Source organism: Mycolicibacterium helvum (assembly GCF_010731895.1).
GTDB classification, from domain to species: Bacteria; Actinomycetota; Actinomycetes; order Mycobacteriales; family Mycobacteriaceae; genus Mycobacterium; species Mycobacterium helvum.
Genome location: NZ_AP022596.1, coordinates 6,039,837 through 6,062,391 on the forward strand (window position 1 = coordinate 6,039,837; position 22,555 = coordinate 6,062,391).

At 67.8% G+C, this 22,555-nt stretch carries 22 protein-coding genes and 1 pseudogene; 6 read left to right on the forward strand and 17 right to left on the reverse strand.

Going from position 1 to position 22,555, the window contains the following annotated elements; genetic code table 11:
• Positions 1–8 precede the first annotated feature (8 nt).
• From G6N38_RS28440 to cobN, 4 genes and pseudogenes are all read right to left on the reverse strand, one after another.
• Positions 9–500, reverse strand: a complete 492-nt coding sequence (locus G6N38_RS28440) for an FxsA family protein (RefSeq protein ID WP_163751428.1) — start codon at positions 498–500, stop codon at positions 9–11.
• Positions 501–567: 67 nt separating this feature from the next.
• Positions 568–895: pseudogene (locus tag G6N38_RS28445) on the reverse strand (PPOX class F420-dependent oxidoreductase).
• 3 nt (positions 896–898) lie between these two features.
• A complete protein-coding gene (locus G6N38_RS28450) occupies positions 899–1,279 on the reverse strand; it encodes a PPOX class F420-dependent oxidoreductase (RefSeq protein ID WP_163751429.1) in 381 nt (126 codons plus the stop codon).
• Positions 1,280–1,356: 77 nt separating this feature from the next.
• Positions 1,357–4,947 carry a cobaltochelatase subunit CobN gene (gene cobN / locus G6N38_RS28455; RefSeq protein WP_163751430.1) on the reverse strand — a complete coding sequence of 1,197 codons (3,591 nt, stop codon included), beginning with the start codon at positions 4,945–4,947 and terminating at the stop codon, positions 1,357–1,359.
• 78 nt (positions 4,948–5,025) lie between these two features.
• Here cobN and G6N38_RS28460 point away from each other — a divergent pair, with 78 nt between their 5' ends.
• Positions 5,026–5,958, forward strand: a complete 933-nt coding sequence (locus G6N38_RS28460) for a TauD/TfdA dioxygenase family protein (RefSeq protein ID WP_163751431.1) — start codon at positions 5,026–5,028, stop codon at positions 5,956–5,958.
• Here G6N38_RS28460 and G6N38_RS28465 read toward each other — a convergent pair.
• Genes G6N38_RS28465 through G6N38_RS28485 form a run of 5 tightly spaced genes read right to left on the reverse strand, consistent with a single transcriptional unit; the run spans position 5,955 to position 10,030 of the window.
• Positions 5,955–6,374: a hypothetical protein gene (locus G6N38_RS28465; RefSeq protein WP_163751432.1), complete on the reverse strand. Its 420-nt coding sequence runs from the start codon at positions 6,372–6,374 to the stop codon at positions 5,955–5,957. The two genes, G6N38_RS28460 and G6N38_RS28465, sit on opposite strands and share 4 nt — an antisense overlap.
• On the reverse strand, positions 6,371–7,618 hold the full coding sequence (locus G6N38_RS28470) for a DUF58 domain-containing protein (RefSeq protein WP_163751433.1): 1,248 nt from the start codon (positions 7,616–7,618) through the stop codon (positions 6,371–6,373). Before G6N38_RS28470 ends, G6N38_RS28465 begins: the two co-directional genes overlap by 4 nt.
• The gene (locus tag G6N38_RS28475; protein WP_163751434.1) at positions 7,618–8,586 is read right to left on the reverse strand and encodes an AAA family ATPase; all 969 of its coding nucleotides are present in this window, start codon (positions 8,584–8,586) and stop codon (positions 7,618–7,620) included. The genes G6N38_RS28470 and G6N38_RS28475 overlap by 1 nt, the downstream gene beginning before the upstream one ends.
• Positions 8,583–9,059: a hypothetical protein gene (locus tag G6N38_RS28480; protein WP_163751435.1), complete on the reverse strand. Its 477-nt coding sequence runs from the start codon at positions 9,057–9,059 to the stop codon at positions 8,583–8,585. Before G6N38_RS28480 ends, G6N38_RS28475 begins: the two co-directional genes overlap by 4 nt.
• A complete protein-coding gene (locus G6N38_RS28485; RefSeq protein WP_246227493.1) occupies positions 9,056–10,030 on the reverse strand; it encodes a DUF4129 domain-containing protein in 975 nt (324 codons plus the stop codon). The genes G6N38_RS28480 and G6N38_RS28485 overlap by 4 nt, the downstream gene beginning before the upstream one ends.
• Positions 10,031–10,060: 30 nt before the next feature.
• Here G6N38_RS28485 and cobG point away from each other — a divergent pair, with 30 nt between their 5' ends.
• From cobG to G6N38_RS28505, 4 genes are all read left to right on the forward strand, one after another.
• Positions 10,061–11,173: a precorrin-3B synthase gene (gene cobG / locus G6N38_RS28490; protein ID WP_163751436.1), complete on the forward strand. Its 1,113-nt coding sequence runs from the start codon at positions 10,061–10,063 to the stop codon at positions 11,171–11,173.
• Positions 11,174–11,189: 16 nt separating this feature from the next.
• Entirely contained in the window at positions 11,190–11,816 is a 627-nt protein-coding gene (locus tag G6N38_RS28495; RefSeq protein WP_163751437.1) for a precorrin-8X methylmutase, read from the forward strand.
• The gene (locus tag G6N38_RS28500) at positions 11,813–13,270 is read left to right on the forward strand and encodes a precorrin-2 C(20)-methyltransferase (RefSeq protein ID WP_163751438.1); all 1,458 of its coding nucleotides are present in this window, start codon (positions 11,813–11,815) and stop codon (positions 13,268–13,270) included. The genes G6N38_RS28495 and G6N38_RS28500 overlap by 4 nt, the downstream gene beginning before the upstream one ends.
• A gap of 92 nt (positions 13,271–13,362) precedes the next feature.
• Entirely contained in the window at positions 13,363–14,706 is a 1,344-nt protein-coding gene (locus tag G6N38_RS28505; RefSeq protein WP_170314241.1) for an HNH endonuclease signature motif containing protein, read from the forward strand.
• 16 nt (positions 14,707–14,722) lie between these two features.
• Here the strand turns inward: G6N38_RS28505 and G6N38_RS28510 are convergent, their stop codons facing one another.
• From G6N38_RS28510 to G6N38_RS28525, 4 genes are read right to left on the reverse strand one after another with little or no spacing between them, the layout of a single operon-like run.
• On the reverse strand, positions 14,723–15,451 hold the full coding sequence (locus G6N38_RS28510; protein WP_163751440.1) for a cobalt-precorrin-6A reductase: 729 nt from the start codon (positions 15,449–15,451) through the stop codon (positions 14,723–14,725).
• Positions 15,451–16,206 (reverse strand): precorrin-4 C(11)-methyltransferase, encoded by a 756-nt coding sequence (gene cobM, locus G6N38_RS28515; RefSeq protein WP_163751441.1) that lies wholly within the window; start codon positions 16,204–16,206, stop codon positions 15,451–15,453. Before cobM ends, G6N38_RS28510 begins: the two co-directional genes overlap by 1 nt.
• Positions 16,203–17,414, reverse strand: a complete 1,212-nt coding sequence (cbiE, locus tag G6N38_RS28520; RefSeq protein WP_163751442.1) for a precorrin-6y C5,15-methyltransferase (decarboxylating) subunit CbiE — start codon at positions 17,412–17,414, stop codon at positions 16,203–16,205. Before cbiE ends, cobM begins: the two co-directional genes overlap by 4 nt.
• A complete protein-coding gene (locus tag G6N38_RS28525) occupies positions 17,411–18,160 on the reverse strand; it encodes a decaprenylphospho-beta-D-erythro-pentofuranosid-2-ulose 2-reductase (RefSeq protein ID WP_163751443.1) in 750 nt (249 codons plus the stop codon). The genes cbiE and G6N38_RS28525 overlap by 4 nt, the downstream gene beginning before the upstream one ends.
• 36 nt (positions 18,161–18,196) lie before the next feature.
• Between G6N38_RS28525 and G6N38_RS28530 the strand changes: the two genes are divergently transcribed.
• Positions 18,197–18,610, forward strand: coding sequence for a F420-dependent biliverdin reductase (locus G6N38_RS28530; RefSeq protein ID WP_163751444.1), 414 nt, complete (start codon positions 18,197–18,199; stop codon positions 18,608–18,610).
• On the opposite strand, the gene G6N38_RS28535 is transcribed toward G6N38_RS28530, so the two are convergent.
• The 4 genes from G6N38_RS28535 to G6N38_RS28550 form a co-directional block, all read right to left on the reverse strand.
• Entirely contained in the window at positions 18,607–19,740 is a 1,134-nt protein-coding gene (locus tag G6N38_RS28535) for a M24 family metallopeptidase (RefSeq protein ID WP_163751445.1), read from the reverse strand. The two genes, G6N38_RS28530 and G6N38_RS28535, sit on opposite strands and share 4 nt — an antisense overlap.
• Positions 19,741–19,842: 102 nt before the next feature.
• A complete protein-coding gene (locus G6N38_RS28540) occupies positions 19,843–20,247 on the reverse strand; it encodes a WhiB family transcriptional regulator (RefSeq protein WP_163752516.1) in 405 nt (134 codons plus the stop codon).
• Positions 20,244–21,020 carry a gamma-glutamyl-gamma-aminobutyrate hydrolase family protein gene (locus G6N38_RS28545; protein WP_163751446.1) on the reverse strand — a complete coding sequence of 259 codons (777 nt, stop codon included), beginning with the start codon at positions 21,018–21,020 and terminating at the stop codon, positions 20,244–20,246. The genes G6N38_RS28540 and G6N38_RS28545 overlap by 4 nt, the downstream gene beginning before the upstream one ends.
• Positions 21,021–21,070: 50 nt before the next feature.
• The gene (locus G6N38_RS28550) at positions 21,071–22,534 is read right to left on the reverse strand and encodes a flavin-containing monooxygenase (RefSeq protein WP_163751447.1); all 1,464 of its coding nucleotides are present in this window, start codon (positions 22,532–22,534) and stop codon (positions 21,071–21,073) included.
• Positions 22,535–22,555: the final 21 nt, after the last annotated feature.

The window sequence follows — 22,555 nt, forward strand, 5'->3', positions numbered from 1 at the left end:
GCACCGGGTCAGAACTCGCGGTAGGCCGTCGAGCGCGGAACGATGTCGGCATCGTGGATGGGGCCAGAAACATGCCCGCCCTGCTCAACTACCTCGCCGTCGATGTAGTCGCCGCGCCCGGGATAGCCCGGCGCGGTCAGGTTCACGACGGTGACCCGGCGGGCGATACCGCGGGTGAGCAGCATCCCGGCCACTGGACGCACCACGCGGCGGGTCGGCGGCAGCAGCATCAGCGCACCGAGCGCGGTGCTGACCAAGCCGGGGATGAACACTCCGACGGTGCCGAGCGCGACGAGCATGCTGTCGGCCACTGCGCCCTGCGGGTCGTTGCGGGTGCGCTGTAGACGCAGGATCTGCCGCTTGACCTGGGATCCGGCCAGCGCAACGCCGACCACCGAGGTGGCCAGCAGGATGAGCAGCGTCCACCCGAGTCCGAGAGACCAGGTCAACGCGGCCAGGACGGCCAGCTCGACCACGGTGTAAAGGAAAAACGTCCGCATCACCATGCAAAGCCAACGAGCTGGCTCGGCCACCGGTTCCGGTGAGCCTGATAAGAGTCTGTGAGTTCTAGTGCGGGGTGATCTCGAGCGCGACGTGCACCTTATCGATACCGCCCCGGACCAGGCTGTGCAGATAGAACCACCCCGCGTGCTGCCAGTGGCGGCGCAGCACCTTGGTGTAGACACCGCGGGTCTCGGAGTCCGGGAGCACCCGAGCCGTCGCCTCGACCGGCTCGCCCTTCGGCTTTCCCAGCACTCCGCATTCGGCGATGGTCACCCGCGAGGTGTTGTGGATCCGCTTGACCTTCCAGGACACCCGGTCGGTGATCACCAGCAGACGGTCTGGTGAGCAGCAGATACTTGGCGCGTGCGACATCCTTGAAGGTGAGCGACATCGTTCAGGCGGCTCGTAATTCCAGGCCGATCGTCCGTTTGGCGCCGCCGCGCAGCTTGCTGAAGAAGTTGAAGACCTGGCCGACGATCCCGTAGCGCTTGGCGATCGCCTGATAGACGCGTTCGGTCTGAGATTCGTCGAGGATGCTCGCCACCGCCTCGACGGCATCGCTGCGGACGTTGCCGCGCATATCGCAGATCGCCACCGTCACCCGCGGGGTGTTGCGGATGCGCTTGACCTTCCACGCGTTCTTCTCGGTGATCACCAGGGCGGCATCCCCGTCGGGCACCACCCAGATCGCGGTCGGCTTCGGTCGGCCGTCCTTGGTGAACGTGGTCAGTGAGATGTACTTCGCCTTGACGACGTCAGCGAATGTAAGTGCCATGGGCCCAACCTATATCCCCGGGTCGCTTCGGTCTCCCCCTCGCCTTCTGCCGGGCCGTGCCCTCAGCCCGCTAGGTCCTAGCGCGCTTCCAAGTCCCCTTCAGTCTCGAGAAGCACCTGGCGCAAGCTGTCCAGCGTGGCCGGATCCGGGTTCTCCCAGAGCCCGCGGCCGACAGCCTCGAGGAGCCGCTCCGACATCCCGTGCAGCGCCCAAGGATTGGACTCGTTCATGAACTTGCGGTTCTCGGGGTCCAGCACGTATTTCTCGGTCAGCTGTTCGTACATCCAGTCGGCCATCACTCCCGCGGTGGCGTCATACCCGAACAGGTAATCGACCGTCGCGGCCATTTCGAAGGCACCCTTGTAGCCGTGCTTGCGCATCGCGGCCATCCACCGCGGATTGACCACGCGGGCCCGGAAGACCCGCGTGGTCTCCTCGGACAGGGTGCGGGTGCGCACCGCGTCGGGGCGGGTGTTGTCGCCGATATAGGCCTCCGGCGCCTGACCGGTCAGTGCCCGCACGGTCGCGACCATGCCGCCGTGGTACTGGAAGTAGTCGTCGGAATCGGCGATATCGTGTTCTCGGGAGTCGGTGTTCTTGGCGGCCACCACGATCCGGCGGTACTGCATCGACATGTCGTCGGCGGCGGGCTTCCCGTCCAGTTCCCGGCCGTAGGCGAACCCGCCCCAGGCGGTGTAAACCTCGGCGAGGTCGGCGTCGTCGCGCCAGTTGCGGCTGTCGATCAGCTGCAACAGGCCGGCCCCGTAGGTACCCGGCTTGGAGCCGAAAATACGTGTGGTGGCGCGTCTTTCGTCACCATGTTCGGCGAGGTCGACCTGGGCATGGGCGCGCACGAAGTTCTGTTCGACCGGCTCGTCGAGCCCGGCGACCAGCCGCACCGCGTCGTCGAGCATCGTGACAACATGCGGGAAGGCGTCGCGAAAGAACCCGGAGATCCGGACGGTCACGTCGATGCGGGGGCGGTTCAACTCGGTCAGCGAGATGGCCTCCAGATCGACGACGCGCCGCGACGCATCGTCCCACACCGGCCGGACGCCCAGCAGCGCAAGAACTTCGGCAATATCGTCACCCGAAGTACGCATCGCCGAGGTGCCCCACACCGACAGCCCGACGGATCGCGGCCAGTCGCCGTGGTCGGTGCGGTAGCGCGCCAGCAGCGAATCCGCCATGGCCACACCGGTTTCCCAGGCCAGTCGGGACGGGACCGCCTTGGGATCGACGGAGTAGAAGTTACGTCCGGTGGGCAGCACGTTGATCAGGCCACGCAGCGGCGAACCCGACGGACCGGCCGGGATGAACCGGCCGTCCAGTGCGCGCAGCACCTGGTCGATTTCCGCGGCCGTACCGGCCAGCCGCGGTACCACCTCGGTCGCCGCGAACCGCAGGATAGCCGCCACGCCCTCATCGTCGGTCAATTCACCGACGCGGCCCGCGTCCCAGCCGCTGGCTTGCAGCCCAGCCAGCAGGGCGCGGGCCTGGTGCTCGGCTTCGTCGACGCTGACCCGGTCGGCGGTGCCGTCTTCGGCCAGACCGAGGGCCTGTCGAAGGCCGGGCAGGTGCTGCTCACCGCCGAAGAGCTGACCGGCCCGCAGGATCGCCAGCACCAGGTCGAGTTGGGCCTCCCCGGCCGGGGCAGCACCGAGGATGTGCAGGCCGTCGCGGATCTGGACGTCCTTGATCTCGCAGAGCCAGCCGTCGACGTGCAGCAGCATGTCGTCGAAGGAATCGTCCTCAGGTCGTTCGGCCAGGCCCAGGTCGTGGTCCATCTTGGCCGCCCGCATCAGGGTCCAGATCTGCTGGCGAATGGCCGGTAGCTTGCCCGGGTCGAGCGCGGCGATGTTGGCATGCTCGTCGAGAAGCTGTTCGAGGCGGGCGATATCGCCGTAGCTTTCGGCCCGTGCCATCGGCGGAATGAGGTGGTCGACCAGGGTGGCATGCGCGCGACGCTTGGCCTGGGTGCCCTCCCCCGGATCGTTGACCAGGAACGGGTAGATCAGCGGCAGGTCACCAAGCGCGGCATCGGTCCCGCAGGCGGCTGACATGCCAACGGTCTTGCCGGGCAACCATTCCAGATTGCCGTGCTTGCCCAGATGCACGGCGGCATGCGCACCGAACCCGTGCCGTAGCCATAGATAGGTCGCCAGGTAGTGGTGGCTCGGGGGCAGATCGGGATCGTGATAGATGGCCACCGGGTTCTCACCGAACCCGCGCGGCGGCTGGACCAGGATCAGGATGTTTTCCGATTGGATTGCGGCGACGACGATCTCGCCGTCGGGATCACGGCTGCGGTCGACGAACAACTCGCCTGGCGGCGGACCCCAATGGGTGACCATCGCGTCGGTCAGCTCGGCGGGCAGCGTCGCGAACCATTCGCGATACTGAGCCGCGGGGATCCGGATGGGGTTGCCGGCCAGCTGGCCGTCGGTGAGCCAGTCGGGGTCCTGGCCGCCGCGTTCGATGAGCGCGTGCATCAGCGCATCGCCGTCGGAAGCGTCGACACCGGGAATCTCACCGATGCGGTAACCGGCGTCGCGCAGCGCGTGCAGCAGTGCCACGGCGCTGGCCGGGGTGTCCAGTCCGACCGCGTTGCCGATCCTCGAGTGTTTGGTCGGGTAGGCCGAGAACACCAGCGCCAGCCTCTTATCGGCCGGCGCGACCCGGCGCAGGGTGGCGTGTTTGACGGCCAGGCCGGCCACCCGGGCGCACCGCTCGGGGTCGGGCACATAGGCGATCAGGCCGTCGGAGTCGATCTCCTTGAACGAGAACGGGACCGTGATGATGCGTCCGTCGAATTCCGGCACCGCGATCTGGGTGGCGACATCCAGCGGGCTCAGACCGTCGTCGTTCGCCGACCAGGCCTCCCGAGAGCTGGTCAGACACAGCCCTTGCAGGATTGGGACATCAAGGGCTGCAAGGTGTTTGACGTTCCAGCTGTCATCGTCCTGGCCGGCCCCCGCGGTCGCCGGGCGGGCTCCGCCCGCGGCTAGCACGGTGACCACCATGGCGTCGGCAGTGCCAAGCAGTTCCAGTAGTTCGGGTTCGGGTGTACGCAGCGAGGTGCAGTACACCGGAAGCGCCCGGCCGCCGGCCTGTTCGATCGCCGCGGACAGCGCCTCGATGTAGGCGGTGTTACCGGCCAGCTGCTGGGCCCGGTAGTACAGCACCGCGATCGTCGGTCCGGCCGCCGGTGTGGCCGCCCGCTCCAGCACCCCCCAGGCCGGGGTGGCCGCCGGCTTGTTGAAACCGAATCCGGTCATCAACAGCGTGTCGGAGAGAAACGCGTGCAGCTGACGCAGGTTGTCCACCCCGCCCTGCGCAAGATAGATGTGGGTCTGCACGGCGATCCCGGCCGGCACCGTGGAGCGCTCCATCAGGTCGGCGTCCGGAGCCTGCTCACCGCTGACGACGACGGTTGGGCGGCCGCTGGCCACCACCGCGTCGATACCGTCCTGCCAAGCCCGGTAGCCGCCCAGGATGCGCACCACCACCAGGTCGGCGCCGTCGAGCAACTCGCCGAGTTCACCGTCGATCAGTCGTGCCGGGTTGGCCCACCGGTAGTCCGCACCGCTGGCACGGGCGGTGAGCAGGTCAGTATCCGACGTCGACAGCAGCAACACGGTAGGAGGCACCCACCATTCGTACCGCATGACCAGCGCCGAGCCCTATTCGGATCGTGGCTAGCGCAAGGGTGTACGGCGCGCCGGCGCGCCGAGACCATCGAGGTCATGACCAACTCCCTCGACGTTTCCAAGCTCGGCGCCAACATCGGCGCGGTGATCTCCGGTGTGCGCCTCGGCGGCGATCTTCACCCCGCCACCGTCGACGCGATCCGCGCGGCACTACTGGAACACAAGGTCATCTTCTTCCGCGACCAGCATCACCTCGACGACGACGGGCAGGTGGCGTTCGCCGGCCTGCTCGGGGTGCCGACCATCGCCCACCCCACCGTCACCTCGCGCGGCGACACCGTGCTGCCCATCGACTCGCGCTACGACAAGGCCAATTCATGGCATTCCGACGTCACCTTCGTCGACCGGGTACCGAAGGCGTCGCTGCTGCGCGCGGTGACGCTACCGACATACGGTGGCAGCACGGTGTGGGCAAACACCGAGGCCGCCTACGACCAGCTGCCGCCGCCACTGCGGGCGCTCGCCGAGAACCTATGGGCCACCCACACCAACCTCTACGACTACGTGGACGGCCACCGTGACGCGATCTCCGACGAAACCCGGCAGTACCGTGCCGAATTCGAGTCCACCTACTACGAGACCGAGCATCCGGTGGTGCGGGTCCATCCAGAGACCGGCCGGCGCGTGCTGGTGCTGGGCCATTTCGTGAAACGGTTCGTCGGGCTGAGCAACAGCGAGTCGGCAAGCTTGTTCGCGCTGCTGCAGAACCGGATCACCCGGCTGGAGAACACTGTCCGGTGGACCTGGCAGGCCGGTGATCTCGCGGTGTGGGACAACCGCGCCACCCAGCACTACGGCGTGGCCGACTACGACGATCAGCCGCGGTTCCTGCGCCGGGTGACGCTGGCCGGTGATCTCCCGGTTGACATCCACGGCGGGCGCAGCCGAGTAGTCGCCGGGGATGCGTCGCGCTACTCCGACGTTGTGACTCCCGATGTGGTTGCCGCACAGCGAGTTCCGGTCGGCTAGTCCTCGCCGTGCAGGAACGGGCTCAGCGCGATACCCATGGCGGCGACGACGGCGACGGGAGCCAAAAGCGGCAGCCACGACAGTCCTGACGGCAACGTGGTGGCCAGGATTCCCACCGCAGCGAAGCCGGTGATCCCGACGGCCGTCGGTCGCGTCACAGCGGTGTGCGTCAGCACCAGGTACGCCGCAGCACACACTCCCGACACCGCGGCCAGCATTGGCTGGGGTCCGGTGAGCGCGACGGCGCAGATCACCGCGAGCACGGCCACGGTGGCCGCAACCCGCAGGTAGAGCCCCGCCAGCACGGCGATCAGGGCCACCGTGACGGCGATCAGGCCCCGGCCGTCGGCGCCGACCGCGGCCGCACCGGCCATCACGACCCCGAAGACCACCGCCAACAGCCGCCGCGACGTCATGACCGGCGGCGGGCTCGATCGGGCACCAGGCTCATCGCCTGATCGAGGGTGACGTCCGCGGGCCAGGACACCACGTCGACGCCGATCACCAACATGTCGCGGTACATCGCCGAGCGCTGCAGCGCCCACATCCGTTCGAGGATCGGGTCGTCACCGTCGGTGAACGGCCAGCCCTCCAACACGTCGACCGCCACGACGGTGTGCCCCCGCTTGCACAGATCGATCAATGCCAGCGCGAACTCGGTGTCCAGCATGGTCGAGAAGCCGACGACGACCGCGCCCGGCGGGACGGCAGCCCGCGGCGCCAATGTTCCTGCGGTGTCTTGGTATTCGCTGCCCACTCCGAGTGCGGCGTCAAGTATCCGGTAGAACTGGCGGCGGCCGATGTCGGCGCCGAGCCAGCGGGGCCGGCGGCCACCGAGCCCGACGATGCCGGCCCGGTCACCGTTGCGCAGTGCGGTCTGCACCACCTGAGTGGCGCCGCGCAGCGCTCGCTCGGTGACCGCAGTCGCCGGACCGGCTGGTTGCGCGCTCATGTCGACGAGCACCACTACATCGGCGGCACGGTCGGTCAGCCGCTCGGTGACGTGCAGGCTGCCGCGGCGGGCGCTGACCGACCAGTTCACTGAGCGCAGCTGGTCGCCGGGCAGGTAGGGCCGGATGTCGGCGAATTCGACCCCCGGGCCGATATGCCGAGTGAGGTGGGTGCCCAGCCGGTCCGGCAGTTCGGTTCGCGGAATCCCGGTCGGCTGTGGGGGCGCGACCGGGAAGACGAAGAGGTCCGCGGCGTCGATGATCGCGCCGCCGATGAGCAGTCCACCGGCCGCGACAACCTCGACCTGGGTGCGCAGCGGGTAGCGGCCCCACCGTGACGCCTCGGCGGACACGGTCGTTCCCGCGCCATCGCCCTTGATCGCGTGAGTCTGCAGGCCCGGCACCGCACAAACTTTCAGCATCGCCACCGCGTCAGCCGACTCGCCGGCCAGCTCAGCGCTCAGCTGGATTCGCTCGTTCTCGAAACACCGCGTCATCGCCGGTCGGCCCAACACCGAGGCCGTCGCCGGCTTGTACTGCCACCCGATCGAGGCCAGCACACCGAGCATGGGCGCCACGAACGCGATCAGCTGCCACCGCGACCCGATCACCGCCACCGCCAGCGCGACGCCGGCGCACGTGGCGAGCGCCCGGGTCAGCGGCGATGCGGCCCAACGTAATACGGCATCGGTCTGGCGAGCGTCTTCCATCACTGGCCCTGGCCGCGCGCCCGCGGAACCGGCAGGCGTCGCAGCAGCTGCTCGACCACGTCGGAGCCGTGCACGCTGCGCACCCACATCTCCGGCCGCAGGCTGATCCGGTGGGCGATCGCCGGCACAGCCAGCGCCTTGACGTCCTCGGGTATCACGTAGTCCCGGCCCAGTACCAGTGCGCGGGCGCGGGCGAGTTGGACCAAGTCGAGTTCGGCGCGCGGGCTGGCGCCGACGGCCACCTGCGGGTGGCTGCGGGTGGCCGTCGCCACCGACACGACGTAGTGCAGGACGTCATCGTGCACCGACACCCGCTCCACCGATTCCCGCATGGCCAGAAGGTCTTTGGCGTCCACCACCTGATTGATCGTCACGTCCGCCGAACCTCGCTCGATGCGGCGGCGCAACATCGATGCCTCCTCGGCCTCGGAGAGGTACTTCAGGGCAACCTTGACCGCGAAGCGGTCAAGCTGAGCCTCCGGCAGCGGGTAGGTGCCTTCATATTCGATCGGGTTGTCGGTGGCCAGGACGATGAACGGGGAAGGCAGCGGATGGGTTTCGCCATCGATGCTGACCTGGCGCTCGGCCATCGCTTCCAGCAGTGCGGCCTGCGTCTTGGGCGGGGTCCGGTTGATTTCGTCAGCCATCACCAGATTGGTGAAGATCGGACCGGGCCGGAACTCGAAACGGCCGGACTGCATGTCGTAGATGGTGGAGCCGAGCAGGTCGGCAGGCAGCAGGTCAGGGGTGAACTGCACTCGGGTGAAGCGCAGCCCCAGCGCCGCGGCGAACGACCGCGCGATCAGGGTCTTACCCATCCCGGGCAGGTCCTCGATCAGCACATGCCCACCGGCCAGCACGGTGGTCAGGATCAGTGTGAGCGCGGCGCGTTTGCCGACCACCGCGCGCTCGATCTCGTCGAGCACCGCTTCGCAGTAGGCCGTCATGGCCGGAGCCGGCATCGTCATAGGTCTTCCATCCGTCGCAGGATCTCCTCGAGGGTCGCGTACCCGGGACCGGGTTCGCGACCGCGGCCGCGCGCAACATTATTGGGATCGACCCAGCCCCACAGATCGTCGCCGAACACGATGCGCCCGGTCGCCTGCAATGCCACCGGATCCCGCTGGCGGGTGGCGAGCACGAACTCGCGAGCCAGCCGGGGCCGCAGGTGCCGGTCCCAGTCGTCCCGGGTGGAATCCGCCCACCGAATCGTCGACTCGGTGCGAGACCTCCAGCGCCGCAATGCTTCCGCAGGATCGTCGTTGACCCCCTCGGTAGCCGGACGAGGTTGCGAAGCATCGAAACTCAGCCTGGCCGCCAGAAGGAACACCGCCACCGCCAGGCCCGCGATCGGTAGCACCCACTGCCTGCCGGCCAGCACAAGCGCTAGCACTTCAGCGCCCGCGACCAGGAACAACCCCCCGGCGACCAGTCTGATCACACCGGGCTCCTCAGCTCATCGAGGACTAGGCGAAGAGCGCGTTCGGCGGCTTCACGATGCCCCTCGTTCATCACGTGAGTGCTGAACCTGGCCTCGGCGAACAGCGCGACCAGCTCGGTCGCGCTGCCGGCATGGATCGCTTCGTGCTCGACGGCACGGGCCAGTACCTCCGAGGGGGTGTCCGATTCCTGGGGCGCCGCGCCGGGAGCGTTGGCCAGCGCATGTTCCATCGCTGCGTAACACGCGATGATGGCCTCTCGCGGTTCACGGCTGAGGTCGCCGACCTCGGCCAGGCCCCGTTCGGCCGCCAGGGCAAGCGATCCCGGGCCCGTCGGCACCGGCTCCTGCTCAGCGCCGCCCATCATCAGCGGCGCCGACGCCGCATCGCGGCGGCCGCGAACCCGGAGCACGATCATGCCGACGACCACGACCACCAGCAGGGCGGCCATGGCGAACATGAGGTACCAGAACACGGGGTTTGTGACGCCTGGCTGCGCTGACGGTGCAGGCGGGACGGCACCTCGGCCGGGCGGGACGGCGCCGGACGGCGCAGTGGTGACCGGCGAGGGTGCTCTGCCCCGGAGCTGCGGCAGGCGTAGCTGGACGAGCAGCGAGACGACCAGCAGCCAGGCCAGGATCGCGGCGAGGATGACCAGCACGAAGCGCCAACTTCGTCGCACGCCACCGCCTCCGCCGCCCGGGACCTCGTAGTGGGCAGACGGTCTGGCGCGGCGCGGGTCGCGCAGCGACGCCACGATCGACACGATGATCACCAAGAGGCACGCGACCACCAGGGCCAGGATCCCCAGCAGGCCCGCGGTGGGGTCGGCCGGTTGTTCACGGTTGGCCGATTGAGCCCCGGGCAGCTGTCCACGAAGTGCTATCCCGAGCAGCAGCACCACGGCGACCAGCGCAACCACCCGCATCTTCGCCTGCCGGTGATGCTCGAAGTCGATGGCAGCCGTCGCCATTGCCCGAACATACGCCCGTACGGTAGATGGGTGGACCGCTTGCGTGACGACGACGCGTGCCCCGGTGCCCTGCAGGTGCACCAGGCCGCCGACGGAGCGCTGGCCCGGTTGCGACTGCCGGGCGGGATGATCACCGCCGCGCAGCTGGAAGCACTGGCGCACACCGCGACCGAGTTCGGCAACGGCACGCTGGAGCTGACCGTGCGGGGCAATCTGCAACTGCGCGGGGTGCGGGATGCGACGGCTGTCGCGCAGGCAGCGGCCGCGGCCGGGCTACTGCCCTCACCCACCCATGAACGGGTGCGCAATATCGTCGCTTCCCCGCTGTCCGGCCGGGTCGGCGGCCTGGCCGATGCGCGGCCGTGGGTGACCGAACTGGACGTCTGCATCCAGGCCGACCCAGACCTGGCGCAGCTGCCGGGGCGATTCCTGTTCGGCATCGACGACGGCCGCGGTGACATCTCCGGGCTGGGCCCCGACGTTGGCGCACATGTTCTGCCCGACGGTGTGGCGCTGCTGCTGGCCGGGCGCGACACCGGAATTCGGCTTCCGGCGGGCGCGGTGGTCGCCACGCTGATCACGGTGGCGCGCCGGTTCGTCGAAGTCCGCGGAAAGGCTTGGCGGGTAGCAGAATTGGATGACCCGTCCGCGTTGGTTTCGGATTTCGTCACGACAGCGCCAGCCGGCGCGACGTACCCACCGGCGCTGCGTCCTCCGGTCGGCTGGATCACTCAGGACGACGGCCGAGTGGCGCTGGGCGCGGCCGTCCCGCTGGGTGTGCTGCCGGCCCGGCAGGCCGAGTTCGTCGCCGCCATCGACGCACCGGTGGTGATCACCCCGTGGCGCTCACTGCTGGTCTGCGATCTGGCTGAGGGGGTGGCCGACACGTCGTTACGGGTGCTCGCGCCGATGGGACTGGTGTTCGACGAGAATTCACCGTGGCTTGACATCAGTGCCTGCGTGGGCAGCCCCGGGTGCGAGAAGTCGCAGGCTGACGTGCGCGCCGAGGCGACCCGGGCGGCCCTCGACGGAGCTGTCGACGGGCACGTGCACTACGTGGGCTGCGAGCGGGCGTGCGGCAGCCCCCCGACCGGGCAGGTGTTCGTGGCGACCGCGGAGGGGTTCCGGCCAGCATCGCGCTAGGTCGTAGGGTGATCGCGTGCTCGACTACATCCGCGACGCCGCCGAGATCTATCGGCAGTCGTTCGCGACGATTCGTGCCGAAGCCGACCTGACGTCGTTTCCCGAGGATGTCGCGCGCGTGGTCGTCCGGCTGATCCACACCTGCGGGCAGGTCGATGTCGCCGAGCAGGTGGCGTTCACGCCCGGCGTGGTCGCTGCGACCCACGCCGCCCTGCTGGCCGGGGCGCCGATCCTGTGTGACTCGTCGATGGTTGCGGCGGGGATCACCGCCGCCCGCCTCCCCGGCGGCAACGAGGTGGTGTCGCTGGTCGCCGATCCGCGGGCCGCCGAGCTGGCCCAGCGCCGCGAGACCACCCGCTCGGCGGCCGGTGTGGAGCTGTGGGCCGACCGGCTGGCCGGGGCGGTGGTGGCTATCGGCAATGCGCCGACCGCGTTGTTCCGGCTGCTGGAACTCGTCGACGACGGGGTGCCCGGCCCGGTGTCGGTGCTCGGCGGACCGGTCGGGTTCGTCGGCTCGGCGCAGTCCAAGCAAGAGCTGATCGACCGTCCGCGTGGAATGGAGTACCTCGTGGTCAAAGGTCGTCGGGGTGGCAGCGCAATGGCCGCCGCCGCTGTCAACGCGATCGCGAGTGAGCGCGAATGACCCACGGCACGTTGTATGGGGTCGGCCTCGGCCCGGGCGATCCGGAGCTGGTGACGGTCAAGGCCGCCCGGATCATCGGCGCGGCCGACGTGGTGGCCTATCACAGCGCGCGGCACGGCCGCAGCATCGCGCGGCGCATCGCGGAGCCCTACCTGCGCGCCGGGCAGATCGAAGAACACCTGACCTATCCGGTGACCGTTGAGACCACCCAGCACCCGGGCGGCTATGCGGGTGCGATGGAGGACTTCTACCGGGAGTCGGCCGAGCGGATCGCCGTCCATCTGGATGCCGGACGCGACGTGGCATTGCTGGCCGAGGGTGATCCGTTGTTCTACAGCTCCTACATGCACATGCACACCCGGCTGACCGAGCGGTTCAGCGCGGTGATCATCCCTGGCGTGACGTCGGTGAGCGCTGCCTCGGCGGCGATCGCGACCCCCCTGGTAACCGGTGACGAGGTGCTCTCGGTGCTACCCGGCACCATGCCGGTGCGGGAGCTGGCCCGTCGCCTCGCCGACGCCGACGCCGCGGTGATACTCAAACTCGGCCGCTCGTATCCCCAAGTACGGGAAGCACTTTCGATGGCTGGCCGACTCGACGAGGCATTCTATGTCGAACGCGCCAGCACCGACGCGCAGCGAGTGCTGCCAGCCGGTGAGGTTGACGCCGACGGGGTGCCGTACTTCTCGTTGGCGATCCTGCCGGGCGGGCACCGCACGAAGCCGGCCACCGGTGGCGTCGCGGTGGTGGGCCTAGGCCCTGGCGACGTGGACTGGATGACGCCGCAGAGCCGCCAGGAGTTGGCCGCGGCCACCGATCTGATCGGCTACGGTCCGTACCTGGACCGGGTGCCTGCGCAGCCGGGGCAGCGTCGTCATCCCAGCGACAACACCGACGAACCGGCGCGGGCGCGGCTGGCCTGCGAGCTGGCCGAGCAGGGCCGGGCGGTCGCGGTGATTTCCTCGGGCGATCCGGGTGTGTTCGCGATGGCGACCGCCGTGCTCGAGGAGGCCAAACAGTGGCCGAATGTCGCGGTGCGGGTGATCCCGGCGATGACGGCCGCGCAGGCGGTGGCCAGCCGGGTCGGCGCCCCGCTTGGCCACGATTATGCGGTGATCTCACTGTCTGACCGGCTCAAGCCGTGGGATGTCATCTCCGCCCGGCTGTCGGCGGCGGCGCAGGCCGATCTGGTGCTGGCGGTCTACAACCCGGCTTCGAAGAGCCGCACCTGGCAGGTCGCCGCTATGCGAGATCTGCTGCTGGAGCACCGCGAACCGGGCACCCCAGTGGTGATCGGCCGCGATATCGCCGGTCCCGGTGAGTCGGTGCGGATCGTGCGGCTGGGCGACCTGGATCCGGCCGATGTCGACATGCGGTGCCTGCTGATTGTCGGCTCGTCGCAGACGCAGTGGTACGGCGACACGGTGTTCACCCCGCGGCGCTACCCCGCCTGACCTCAGAAATTTCTTTAGGCTCGTCAGCCACAGCAGTCACAATCCGGCAGAATCCGTCGGGACATCGAACTAATGTTCGAATTGTGTTGGAGATGCTGGACGATGTGCTGACCGCCTGGGACAAGGTGGCGGCACACCCGGCGAATGCCGTGACTGCGCCCGAACTCCTGTCGGTGCTCGAACGCGTAGAGCGGCTGCGCCGGATGCTTCCCGCGGTCGAACACACCGTCCTGACGCAGCTTAAGTCGCAAACAACACCCACTACTATGGGTGCCAAATCGTGGCGAGCCGTCCTCACCAACCGTCTCGCCATCAGCGGCGCCGACGCCACCCGGCGGATCAACGAAGCCGCCGAGCTGGGGCCACGGCATTCCCTGACCGGACAAGCACTTCCACCGACACTGCCCACGACTGCCGCCGCCCAATCCCGTGGCGAGATCGGCGCCGACCATGTGGCGGTTATCCGGTCATTCATGGACCATCTGCCCGCATCCGTCGATATCGCGACCCGCGAGCATGCCGAAGCTCAACTGGGCGGGCTGGCCGGCGGGCTCAGCCCGGAAGGTCTGCGCACGCTGGCTCATCAGCTGATGGCCATGATCAACCAAGACGGCAGCCTCGACGACGAGCGCGAGCAGGCCCGCAAACGCGGGATCGCCATCGGGCCGCAACAAGTCGACGGCATGAGCAGGATCACCGGCTGGGTGGATCCGGAAATGCGGGCGGCCATGGATGCCACCAACGCAAAACTCGCCGCCCCCGGCTACTGCAACCCCGACGACGAATCACCCTGCGTGGACGGGACCCCCACCCGCGAGCAGATCGAAAATGACTCGCGCACTTCGGGACAGCGCACCCACGATGCACTGAAGACCCTGTGTATGGCGATGCTGTCCTCAGGGCAGCTCGGTCAACACAACGGACTGCCAGTGACGATAGTTGTCACCACCACCCTCGAGCAGCTGACGTCCGCGGCCGGGCTTGCCCACACCGGCGGTGGCACGCACCTGCCCATGCCGACCGTTATCCGGATGGCTTCGCACGCCCACCCCTACCTGACCGTGTTCGAATCACCCAGAGAAATCCGGCTTTACCACGGACGCACCCGCCGCACTGCGAGTCCTGGACAACGCCTCGCCCTCTACGCGATCGACAAAGGCTGCACCAAACCCAATTGCACGGCACCTGCCTACCAAACCCAAGTCCACCACGCCACCCGCGACTTCGCCCGCGGCGGCAACACTGATATCCACGACCTCACCTTGGCTTGCGGATGCGACAACCGCATGGTCAACGACGGTCCCAACGGCTGGACAACCCGAAAACGCAGACGTGACAACAAGACCGAATGGATTCCGCCTCCGCACCTCGACCGCGGACAAACGCGGGTGAACTACCTCCATCACCCCGAGGAACTTCTCTGCTCCGACGACTAATGGGGCAGACCGGTGGCTATCGCTCGAGACCCGCAACCCAAGCCGCGGCTTCGTCGACGGTGCCGACTGCACCCACTCCGGCCGGCAGCGGCGGCCGGTCGATCATTACGACGGCAACGCCCAGATCGGCTGCGGCCTTGAGCTTGGCGTGCGTCAGCTCTCCCCCGCTGTTCTTGGTCACCAGCACGTCGATTCTGTTGTCCCGCAACAGTGCACACTCGTCGACGTAGCCGTACGGCCCGCGAGACAACAGCACCTCATGGTTGCGCGGCAGTACCACGGCTTCAGGCGGAGTCACGACCCGGATCAGGAACCACGCATGACTCGACGTGAACGGCCCCACCCCAGAGCGTCCGGTGGTGAGGAACACTCGCGAATACTGTTGGTCGGCGACGACCTGCGCGGCCTCGACATCGGAGGCCACCCGCGCCGCACCCGTCGCGTCCCACGCCGGACGGGACAGCACCAGGTGCGGCAAACCCCGTTCAGCGCACACCTGCGCGGCATGTGCGGTCATGGTCGCCGCGAACGGATGGGTTGCATCGACCACGGCATCGATCGCGTTGTCGCCCAACCACTGCCGCAAACCCGCCACCCCACCGAAGCCGCCGATGCGGACGGGTCCGGCCGGAAGCGCCGGGTCGGGCACCCGTCCGGCCAGCGAGCTGACGATGTCGTGGTCCGGGTGCAGCCGGCCCGCCAACGCCCGGGCCTCCCCGGTGCCGCCCAGCAGCAGGATCCGCATCAGTGCCGGCTTCCCCGGGTGCGCCCGGAGGAATACAGGTAGCTGTCGGTAAACCCTTCGGCAGCAAGCACATCTCCGACGACGATCACCGCGGTTTTGGTGATCTGCCCATCGTGCATCTGCCCGGCGATATCCGCCAGGGTGCCGCGTAGCACGACCTCCTGCGGCCAGCTGGCGAAGGCGACGACGGCGACCGGAGTATCGGGCCGGTAGCCGCCCGCCAGCAGTTGCGGCACGATCGCGTCGATCCGGTGAGCGGCCAGATGCAGAACCAGCGTGGCGCCGGGCGCCGACAGCGTGATCAGATCCTCGTCGTCGGGCATGGCCGTCGACAGGGTGGACACCCGGCTCAACGTCACGGTCTGCGCCACGCCAGGAACCGTGAGCTCCCGCCCGAGCGCGGCGGCGGCAGCAGCGAATGCCGGCACACCGGGGACGATTTCGTAGGAGATCCCGAGCGCGTCGAGCCGGCGGCACTGCTCGGCCAGCGCACTGTAGATCGACGGGTCGCCGGAATGCAGGCGCGCCACGTCGCGCCCAGCGGCGTCGGCATCGGCCAGTTCGGCGATGATCTGCTCGAGAGTCAGCGGACCGGTATCGACGATTTTGGCATCGGCGGGACACAGCGCCAGCAGATCCTCGGGCATGATCGAACCGGCGTACAGGCACACCGGGCAGCGCTGGAGTAGCCGCTGACCGCGCACAGTGATCAGGTCGGCCGCGCCGGGCCCGGCGCCGATGAAGTAGACCGTCATGGCTTGCGCACCACCCACTGAGTGACGGGCATGGCGGGCCGCCAGCCGGTGAAGCCACCCACGGCCTCGCCACGATAGTGCTGGAAGCGTCGCAACTGACCACCAAGGTTCGAATAGTATTGCAGCAGAACCATTTCAGATTCTGCCGTCACAGTGTTGACAACCAGTCGACCGCCGCTGGGCAATCGCTGCAGACACGCGTCGAGCAGGCCCGGTGTCGTGAGGCCACCGCCGATGAAGATCGCCGCCGGGGTCTGCACACCGGTGACGCCACCGTCCGTCAGTTCAGCGTCGGCGAAAGCTTCGGGCGCCGCACCACGCACCTCGACGTTCACCCCGAACATGAAGGCGTTCGCGGCGATCCGGGCACGTCGCACCTCATCGCGTTCGAATGCCACTGCTGCGCAGGATGAGCCGCTTCGGCACCACTCGACGGCAACGCTTCCCGAACCGGCACCGACATCCCACAGCAACTCGCCGGGGCGAGGAGCCAATGCCGCCAACGTGACCGCACGCATCGACTGTTTGGTGAGTTGCCCGTCATGGGCGAGCACATCGTCAGGCAGCACCGACAACAGCCGCTCGTCAGGCAGATAGCGCACGGCGACCACGTTCAGATCATCGACGCCGCCCGGCGGTGTGCTGGCCCAGACCGCTGCGGTGCCGTCGCGCCGGCGTTCGGCCGGGCCACCGAGCTGCTCCAGCACCGTCATCGGTGAGTCGCCCCGGCCCGCGTCGGCGAACACAGTCGCCAGCTCGCCGGGTCCCGAACCGTCGCGGCACAGCACGATCGCCTGGCCGCCGCGGCGCACCGCGGCACGCGGCTGCGCATTCATCAGGCTGATCACCTCGGTGTCCTGGACCGACCACCCGAGCCGGGCGCACGCAAGCGTCACGCTCGACACGTGCGGCAGCACCGTCACCCGGTCGGCACCGCACAGCCCGATCAGCGACGCGCCGACGCCGTGCAGCATCGGGTCCCCGCTGGCCACCACGTGCACGTCCCCATCGAAATCGCGGATCGCATACAGCGCGTCCCGGAACGGTCGGCCCCAATCCCTGCGCTCCGCGATGACCGATTCGTCGAGCAGGTCAAGCTGACGCTTGGACCCATAAATGACTGTGGCCCGGTTTAATTCGGCGCTCGATGCCGGCGTGAGCCCGGCCATCCCGTCGGCCCCGATGCCGACCACAACGATGCGGCTCATCTCGGCATCCTGCGCCACACAAACTGCGGCAACATCCGAAACGCGAAAGCCAACACCGCGAGCGGCGCGGGCACCCAGACCGTGCGCCGGCCCTTGTGCAGTGCGCGAACCGTCGCGTCGGCCACCTGAGCCGGCGTACTGGACAGCGGCGCGGGTTCCATGCCCTGCGTCATCCGCCCGATGACGAAGCCGGGCCGCACGATCAGCAGCCGCACCCCGCTGCCGTGCAGGGCATCCGCCAGCCCGTTGGCGAACGCGTCGAGCCCGGCCTTGGCCGAGCCGTAGACGTAGTTGGCGCGCCGCCCGCGCACCCCGGCGATCGAGGAGAACACCACCAGCGCACCCGTATCGGCCGCGCGCATCGCAGTAGCCAGGCGGGTCAGCAGGTTCACCTGCGCGACGTAGTCGGTCTGCACGACCGCGACGGCATGCTCGGCGTCGGCTTCGGCGCGGGCCTGATCGCCCAGGATCCCGAACGCCAGCACAGCGGTGCCCATCGGACCATGCTCGGCCACCAGCGCGTCCACCAGCGGGCCGTGCGAGGCAAAATCGTCGGCGTCGAACTCGATGGTGTGCACTGCCGTCGCCCCAGCGTTGCGCAGCGCGCTGACCTGCTCATCGAGCTGGTCAGCACGCCGGGCGGCCAACACAACCGTCGCGCCGGACGCCAGCCGCGCGGCGACTTCGACGCCGATTTCGCTGCGGCCGCCGAAGATCACGACCGGACCGGCCCCCGTGTCATTCACACCTCGAGATTATTCACTGCGCTAGCCTCGACCTTGATGGCGAACTCAACGACCCGGCTGACCAGCGACGCGCTGGCTTTCCTCACCGAACGCCACCTCGCGATGCTGACAACTCTGCGCTCGGACAATTCACCACATGTGGTGGCTGTCGGTTTCACCTTCGATCCCAAGACCCACATCGCCCGCGTCATCACCAGCGACGGCTCGCAAAAGGCGATCAACGCTGAGCGATCCAGAGTCGGCGTGCTGTCCCAGGTCGACGGTGCCCGCTGGCTCTCGCTCGAGGGCGCAGCCAGTGTGAACCGTGATCCGGCCGCAGTCCGTGACGCCGAGCTGCGCTACGCCCAGCGCTACCGCACCCCGCGCGTCAATCCCAAGCGTGTCGTCATTGAGGTGCACGTCACCCGGGTGCTGGGCTCCTCGGGACTGCTCGACCACTCGACGAGCTAGACCGGCACCACGGTCAGCTCGTGCGGGCCGGTGTTGACGGCCAACGCGCCGTCGGCAGTGACGATCACGATGTCCTCGATGCGGGCGCCCCACTGGCCCGGGAAATAGACGCCCGGCTCGACGGAGAACGCCATGCCCTCGGTCAGCGGCAGGTCGTTACCCGCCACGATGTAGGGCTCCTCGTGCACCGAAAGCCCGATGCCGTGCCCGGTGCGGTGCACGAAGTACTCGGCCAGCCCGGCATCGGCCAGCACGTCGCGGGCCGCGGCGTCGACCTGCTCGGCCGTCACACCGGGACGCACCGCCGCGACCGCGGCGGCCTGTGCGCGCTGCAACACCGCGTACTGTTCGGCGATCTCGGCGCTTGGCTCGCCGAGGCTGTAGGTACGAGTGCAGTCGGAGTTGTACCCGGGGGCGTACGGCCCGCCGATGTCGACGACGACGATGTCGCCGGCCTGCAGCACCCGATCCGAGCATTCGTGATGCGGGTCGGCGCCGTGCGGACCGGAGCCGACAATGATGAATGCCACCGATGAGTGCCCCTCGGCCACAATCGCTTTGGCGATATCGTCAGCGACGTCGGCTTCGGTGCGGCCAGGCACGAGAAATTCGGGCACGCGGGCATGCACCCGGTCGATCGCGGCACCGGCCTTGCGCAGCGCGTCGATCTCGGCCGGGTCCTTGACCATCCGCAACGAGCGCAACACATCGGTCGCCAACACCGGCACCGAGCCGAATCGTTCGGCCAAGGGCAGCAGGTGCAGCGCAGGCATCGAGTCGGTCACCGCGACGCGGGCGTGTCCGCCAAGGGCGACGGCAACCACGTCGTAGGGGTTTTCGCCATCCACCCAGTCCTGCACCGGCAGTCCCAGCTCGACGACGGCGGATTCCTTCAGCGAGGCCAACTCGAGGCGCGGCACCACCATGATCGGCTGCCCGGTAGCGGGCACCACCAGCGCGGTCAGCCGCTCGAAGGTCTGGGCCGCCGAGCCGACGAGGTAGCGCAGGTCGTAGCCCGGGGTGATAACCAGACCGGCCAGCCCGGCATCGGCGGCCGCGGCTGCTGCGGCGGCGAGCCGGCGGGCATAGACATCGCTGCTGAAACGGCTGGCTGCGTCGCTGGCGGTCATGCCAGCCAGATTAGCCGCCGCCCGGGGATGAGGCGGTACTCCACGACAGCCAGGTGGTGTTCTTGGCGCCCGACAAGGGGTTTACCGCGGGTTCGGTGAGATTTACTCTGGCTGCGCCCAGTACCCGGTACCGCCCTGTGGCGACGATCTCGCCAAATGCACGGCCCGGCCCCGTGGTCTGCCGCCCGCCGCAACAATGCGGGCGACGAGTTCTTCTTCCGACATCCCACCCCAGACGCCAAAGCCTTCCCTGAACGCCAGGGCGTAGGCACCGCACTCCCGGATCACCGGACACGCTTCGCAGACGGCCCGCGCTCGGCTCAGGCGACTTCTGCGCCGCCCCGCGCGCTCCCCATCGGGGTGAAAAAACAGCTCCGGATCCTCATTGCGACAGCGCGCGGCGTCACGCCAATCCGCCGACGGGTCGCGCACATGCCCAGGCGGCCGAGCTTGCGTCCCGTCCGGATACTGCGGCACCGTGGCGGCCAGCAACGCTGCGGGCGTCATGGGGTCTCGGGAGTCCGGTCGCGCACAGATGTGCACGAATCTATGAAACCACGCAGTATTCGACGCGACATTTCGTTGTTCTCCCAATCGATTTCGGGATGCCACTGAATCGCGGTGAGGGGTTGGTGCACGGCCTCATAGGCTTCGATGAGCCCGTCGTCGGCGTATGCGGTAGCCACGAAAGCCGATGCGAGGACCCGGATGCCCTGATGGTGTTGACTGTTGACGGCAATCCGGCCCTCTCGATCGAGCCATTTCGCTATCCGGCTACCGGCTTCGACTCCGATGTCATGCGCGATGGAGACGAGGTCGTCTTCGGTCCGTCGGTGCGCAATCTCCGACGGATGGTCCCGGGGCAGGTCGGCGTAGAGCGATCCGCCGCGCGCGGTGTTGACCAATTGAGCACCGCGACAGATCGCCAGCGTGGGAATTTGGCGTCGCCAGGCCGACTCGAAGGCGGCAATCTCGTTGCTATCGCGGGTGGCGTTGACCGGCCCGATGCTCGGATCGTTGCGGTCGGCGCCATACCGCGTCGGTTCGACATCGACTCCGCCGCTGAGCAGCAGACCATCGACGTGTTCGAGCAGCCGGGATATGGGCAACGCTGCTGTGCCGCAATCGATTGCCAGTGGGATGGCACCACAGTAGTACAGCCCCTCGAACATCCGCCGCCAGTGCACCAGCTTCGGCAATTCCGGACTACTGATGGTGACCGCGATGATCGGCTTCGGACCTGCGCGACGACCGGCCTCCGTGGGCGGGGATGGGGTCATTGTGGGTAGCTACCTTCCGACGATGAGCGTGCCGGACTGCGGGTGCGACGTCAGGACAACCGCACCGCAAGGCGGCGAGCAAGTTTGGTGGCCAGGATGTAAGGCGTTGCACCGAAGGGCCACTGGGACACGATTTTCCCGGTACCGGCGCGGAAGTAGTTGTTTGTCGTCGCCCACACCGTCTTGGCCAGCTGCGCTTGGATGAGTTCGTTGAATAGGACGAACGCCGACCTGCGCACCTCGATGACGGATTTGCCGGTTTTCGCCGCTTTGTCGATCAGGCCTGCGGCGAAACCGGCCTGAGCTTCATAGAAGGCGACCAGCGGCACCGAGTTGGTGTTGGGTCCATACATGATGAAGAAGTTCGGGAAGTCCGGGACCATCATGCCCAGCAGAGCTTCTGGTTCACCATTCCACGTTTCGTGAAGATCAGCTCCATTCTCACCATGTACCTCGAAGTTGCCGAGGTAGTTAGCGGCATCGAAACCAGTTGCCATCACGATAATGTCGAGGTCATGTTCGTCGCCGTTGGCATCGATCGCACCGGTGGGGGTGAGACCTTTGACTCCGTGCGGCACCAGAGTGACCTTCGGGTTGCGCAATGCGGCGTAGTACGTGTCGCTGAGCACGGTGCGCTTACCCTCGAATCCGAACTTCGGCGTGACCAGTTCGAGCAGGTCGGGCCGGGAGCTCAGTTCGCGGTACAGGAAGGCTTGCGCCTTGGCGTGGCGCCGCTTGTGATCACGACCACCGACCCTGGCGTGTCCGGAACCGAGCTGGCGGCGGTCGTACTCCAGATATAGCCGGTACCGTCGCCACGCATACACAAGCGGGTTCCGGTTGAGCCGGCGTTCCCGCGCCGTGAAGGCGCGGGATTCCTTGGGCAGGATCCAGTTTGGTTCGAGTTGGAAGATCTTGACCGCAGCGGCGACTTTCTCGGCTTCGGTCACGATCTGCACTGCCGAGGAGCCGGTGCCCACCACCGCGACCGACTTGCCGGTCATGTCCAGCCCGTCGACCCAGCGCGACGTGTGGCACATCGCGCCCTGGAAATCGTTGTCCGCGCGAGCGAACGGCGGCAGCAAGGGAATGTTGAGAAATCCCACCGCGCTGATCACCGCGGTGAAAATGCCGTGGTCGGTACCCGACGACGTTGTCACGGTGTAGGTGTGGTCCTCGTCGGACCAGGACACGTCTTCGACCGACTCGCGGAATCGGATCCGGCGCGTGAGATCCCATTTGTCGGCGACCCCTTCAAGGTAGCCGAGGAGCTCATGCCAGTCCGCGTGCGTGCGGGTCCAGTCATGACGCTCGAACGAGAACGAATAGATATGCGATTCGAGGTCCACCTCGGCTCCGGGATAGCGGTTATACCACCAAGTGCCACCCAGGCCCTCCGCCTGCTCAAAAATCACGAAATCTTCAATGCCCTTGCGTCGCAGTGCGACACCGGCGGCGATACCGCTGAAGCCGGCACCGATGATCGCCACGCGTGGTGTTAACTGCCTGTGCATCGGGGTTCTCCTCGTGAAAGT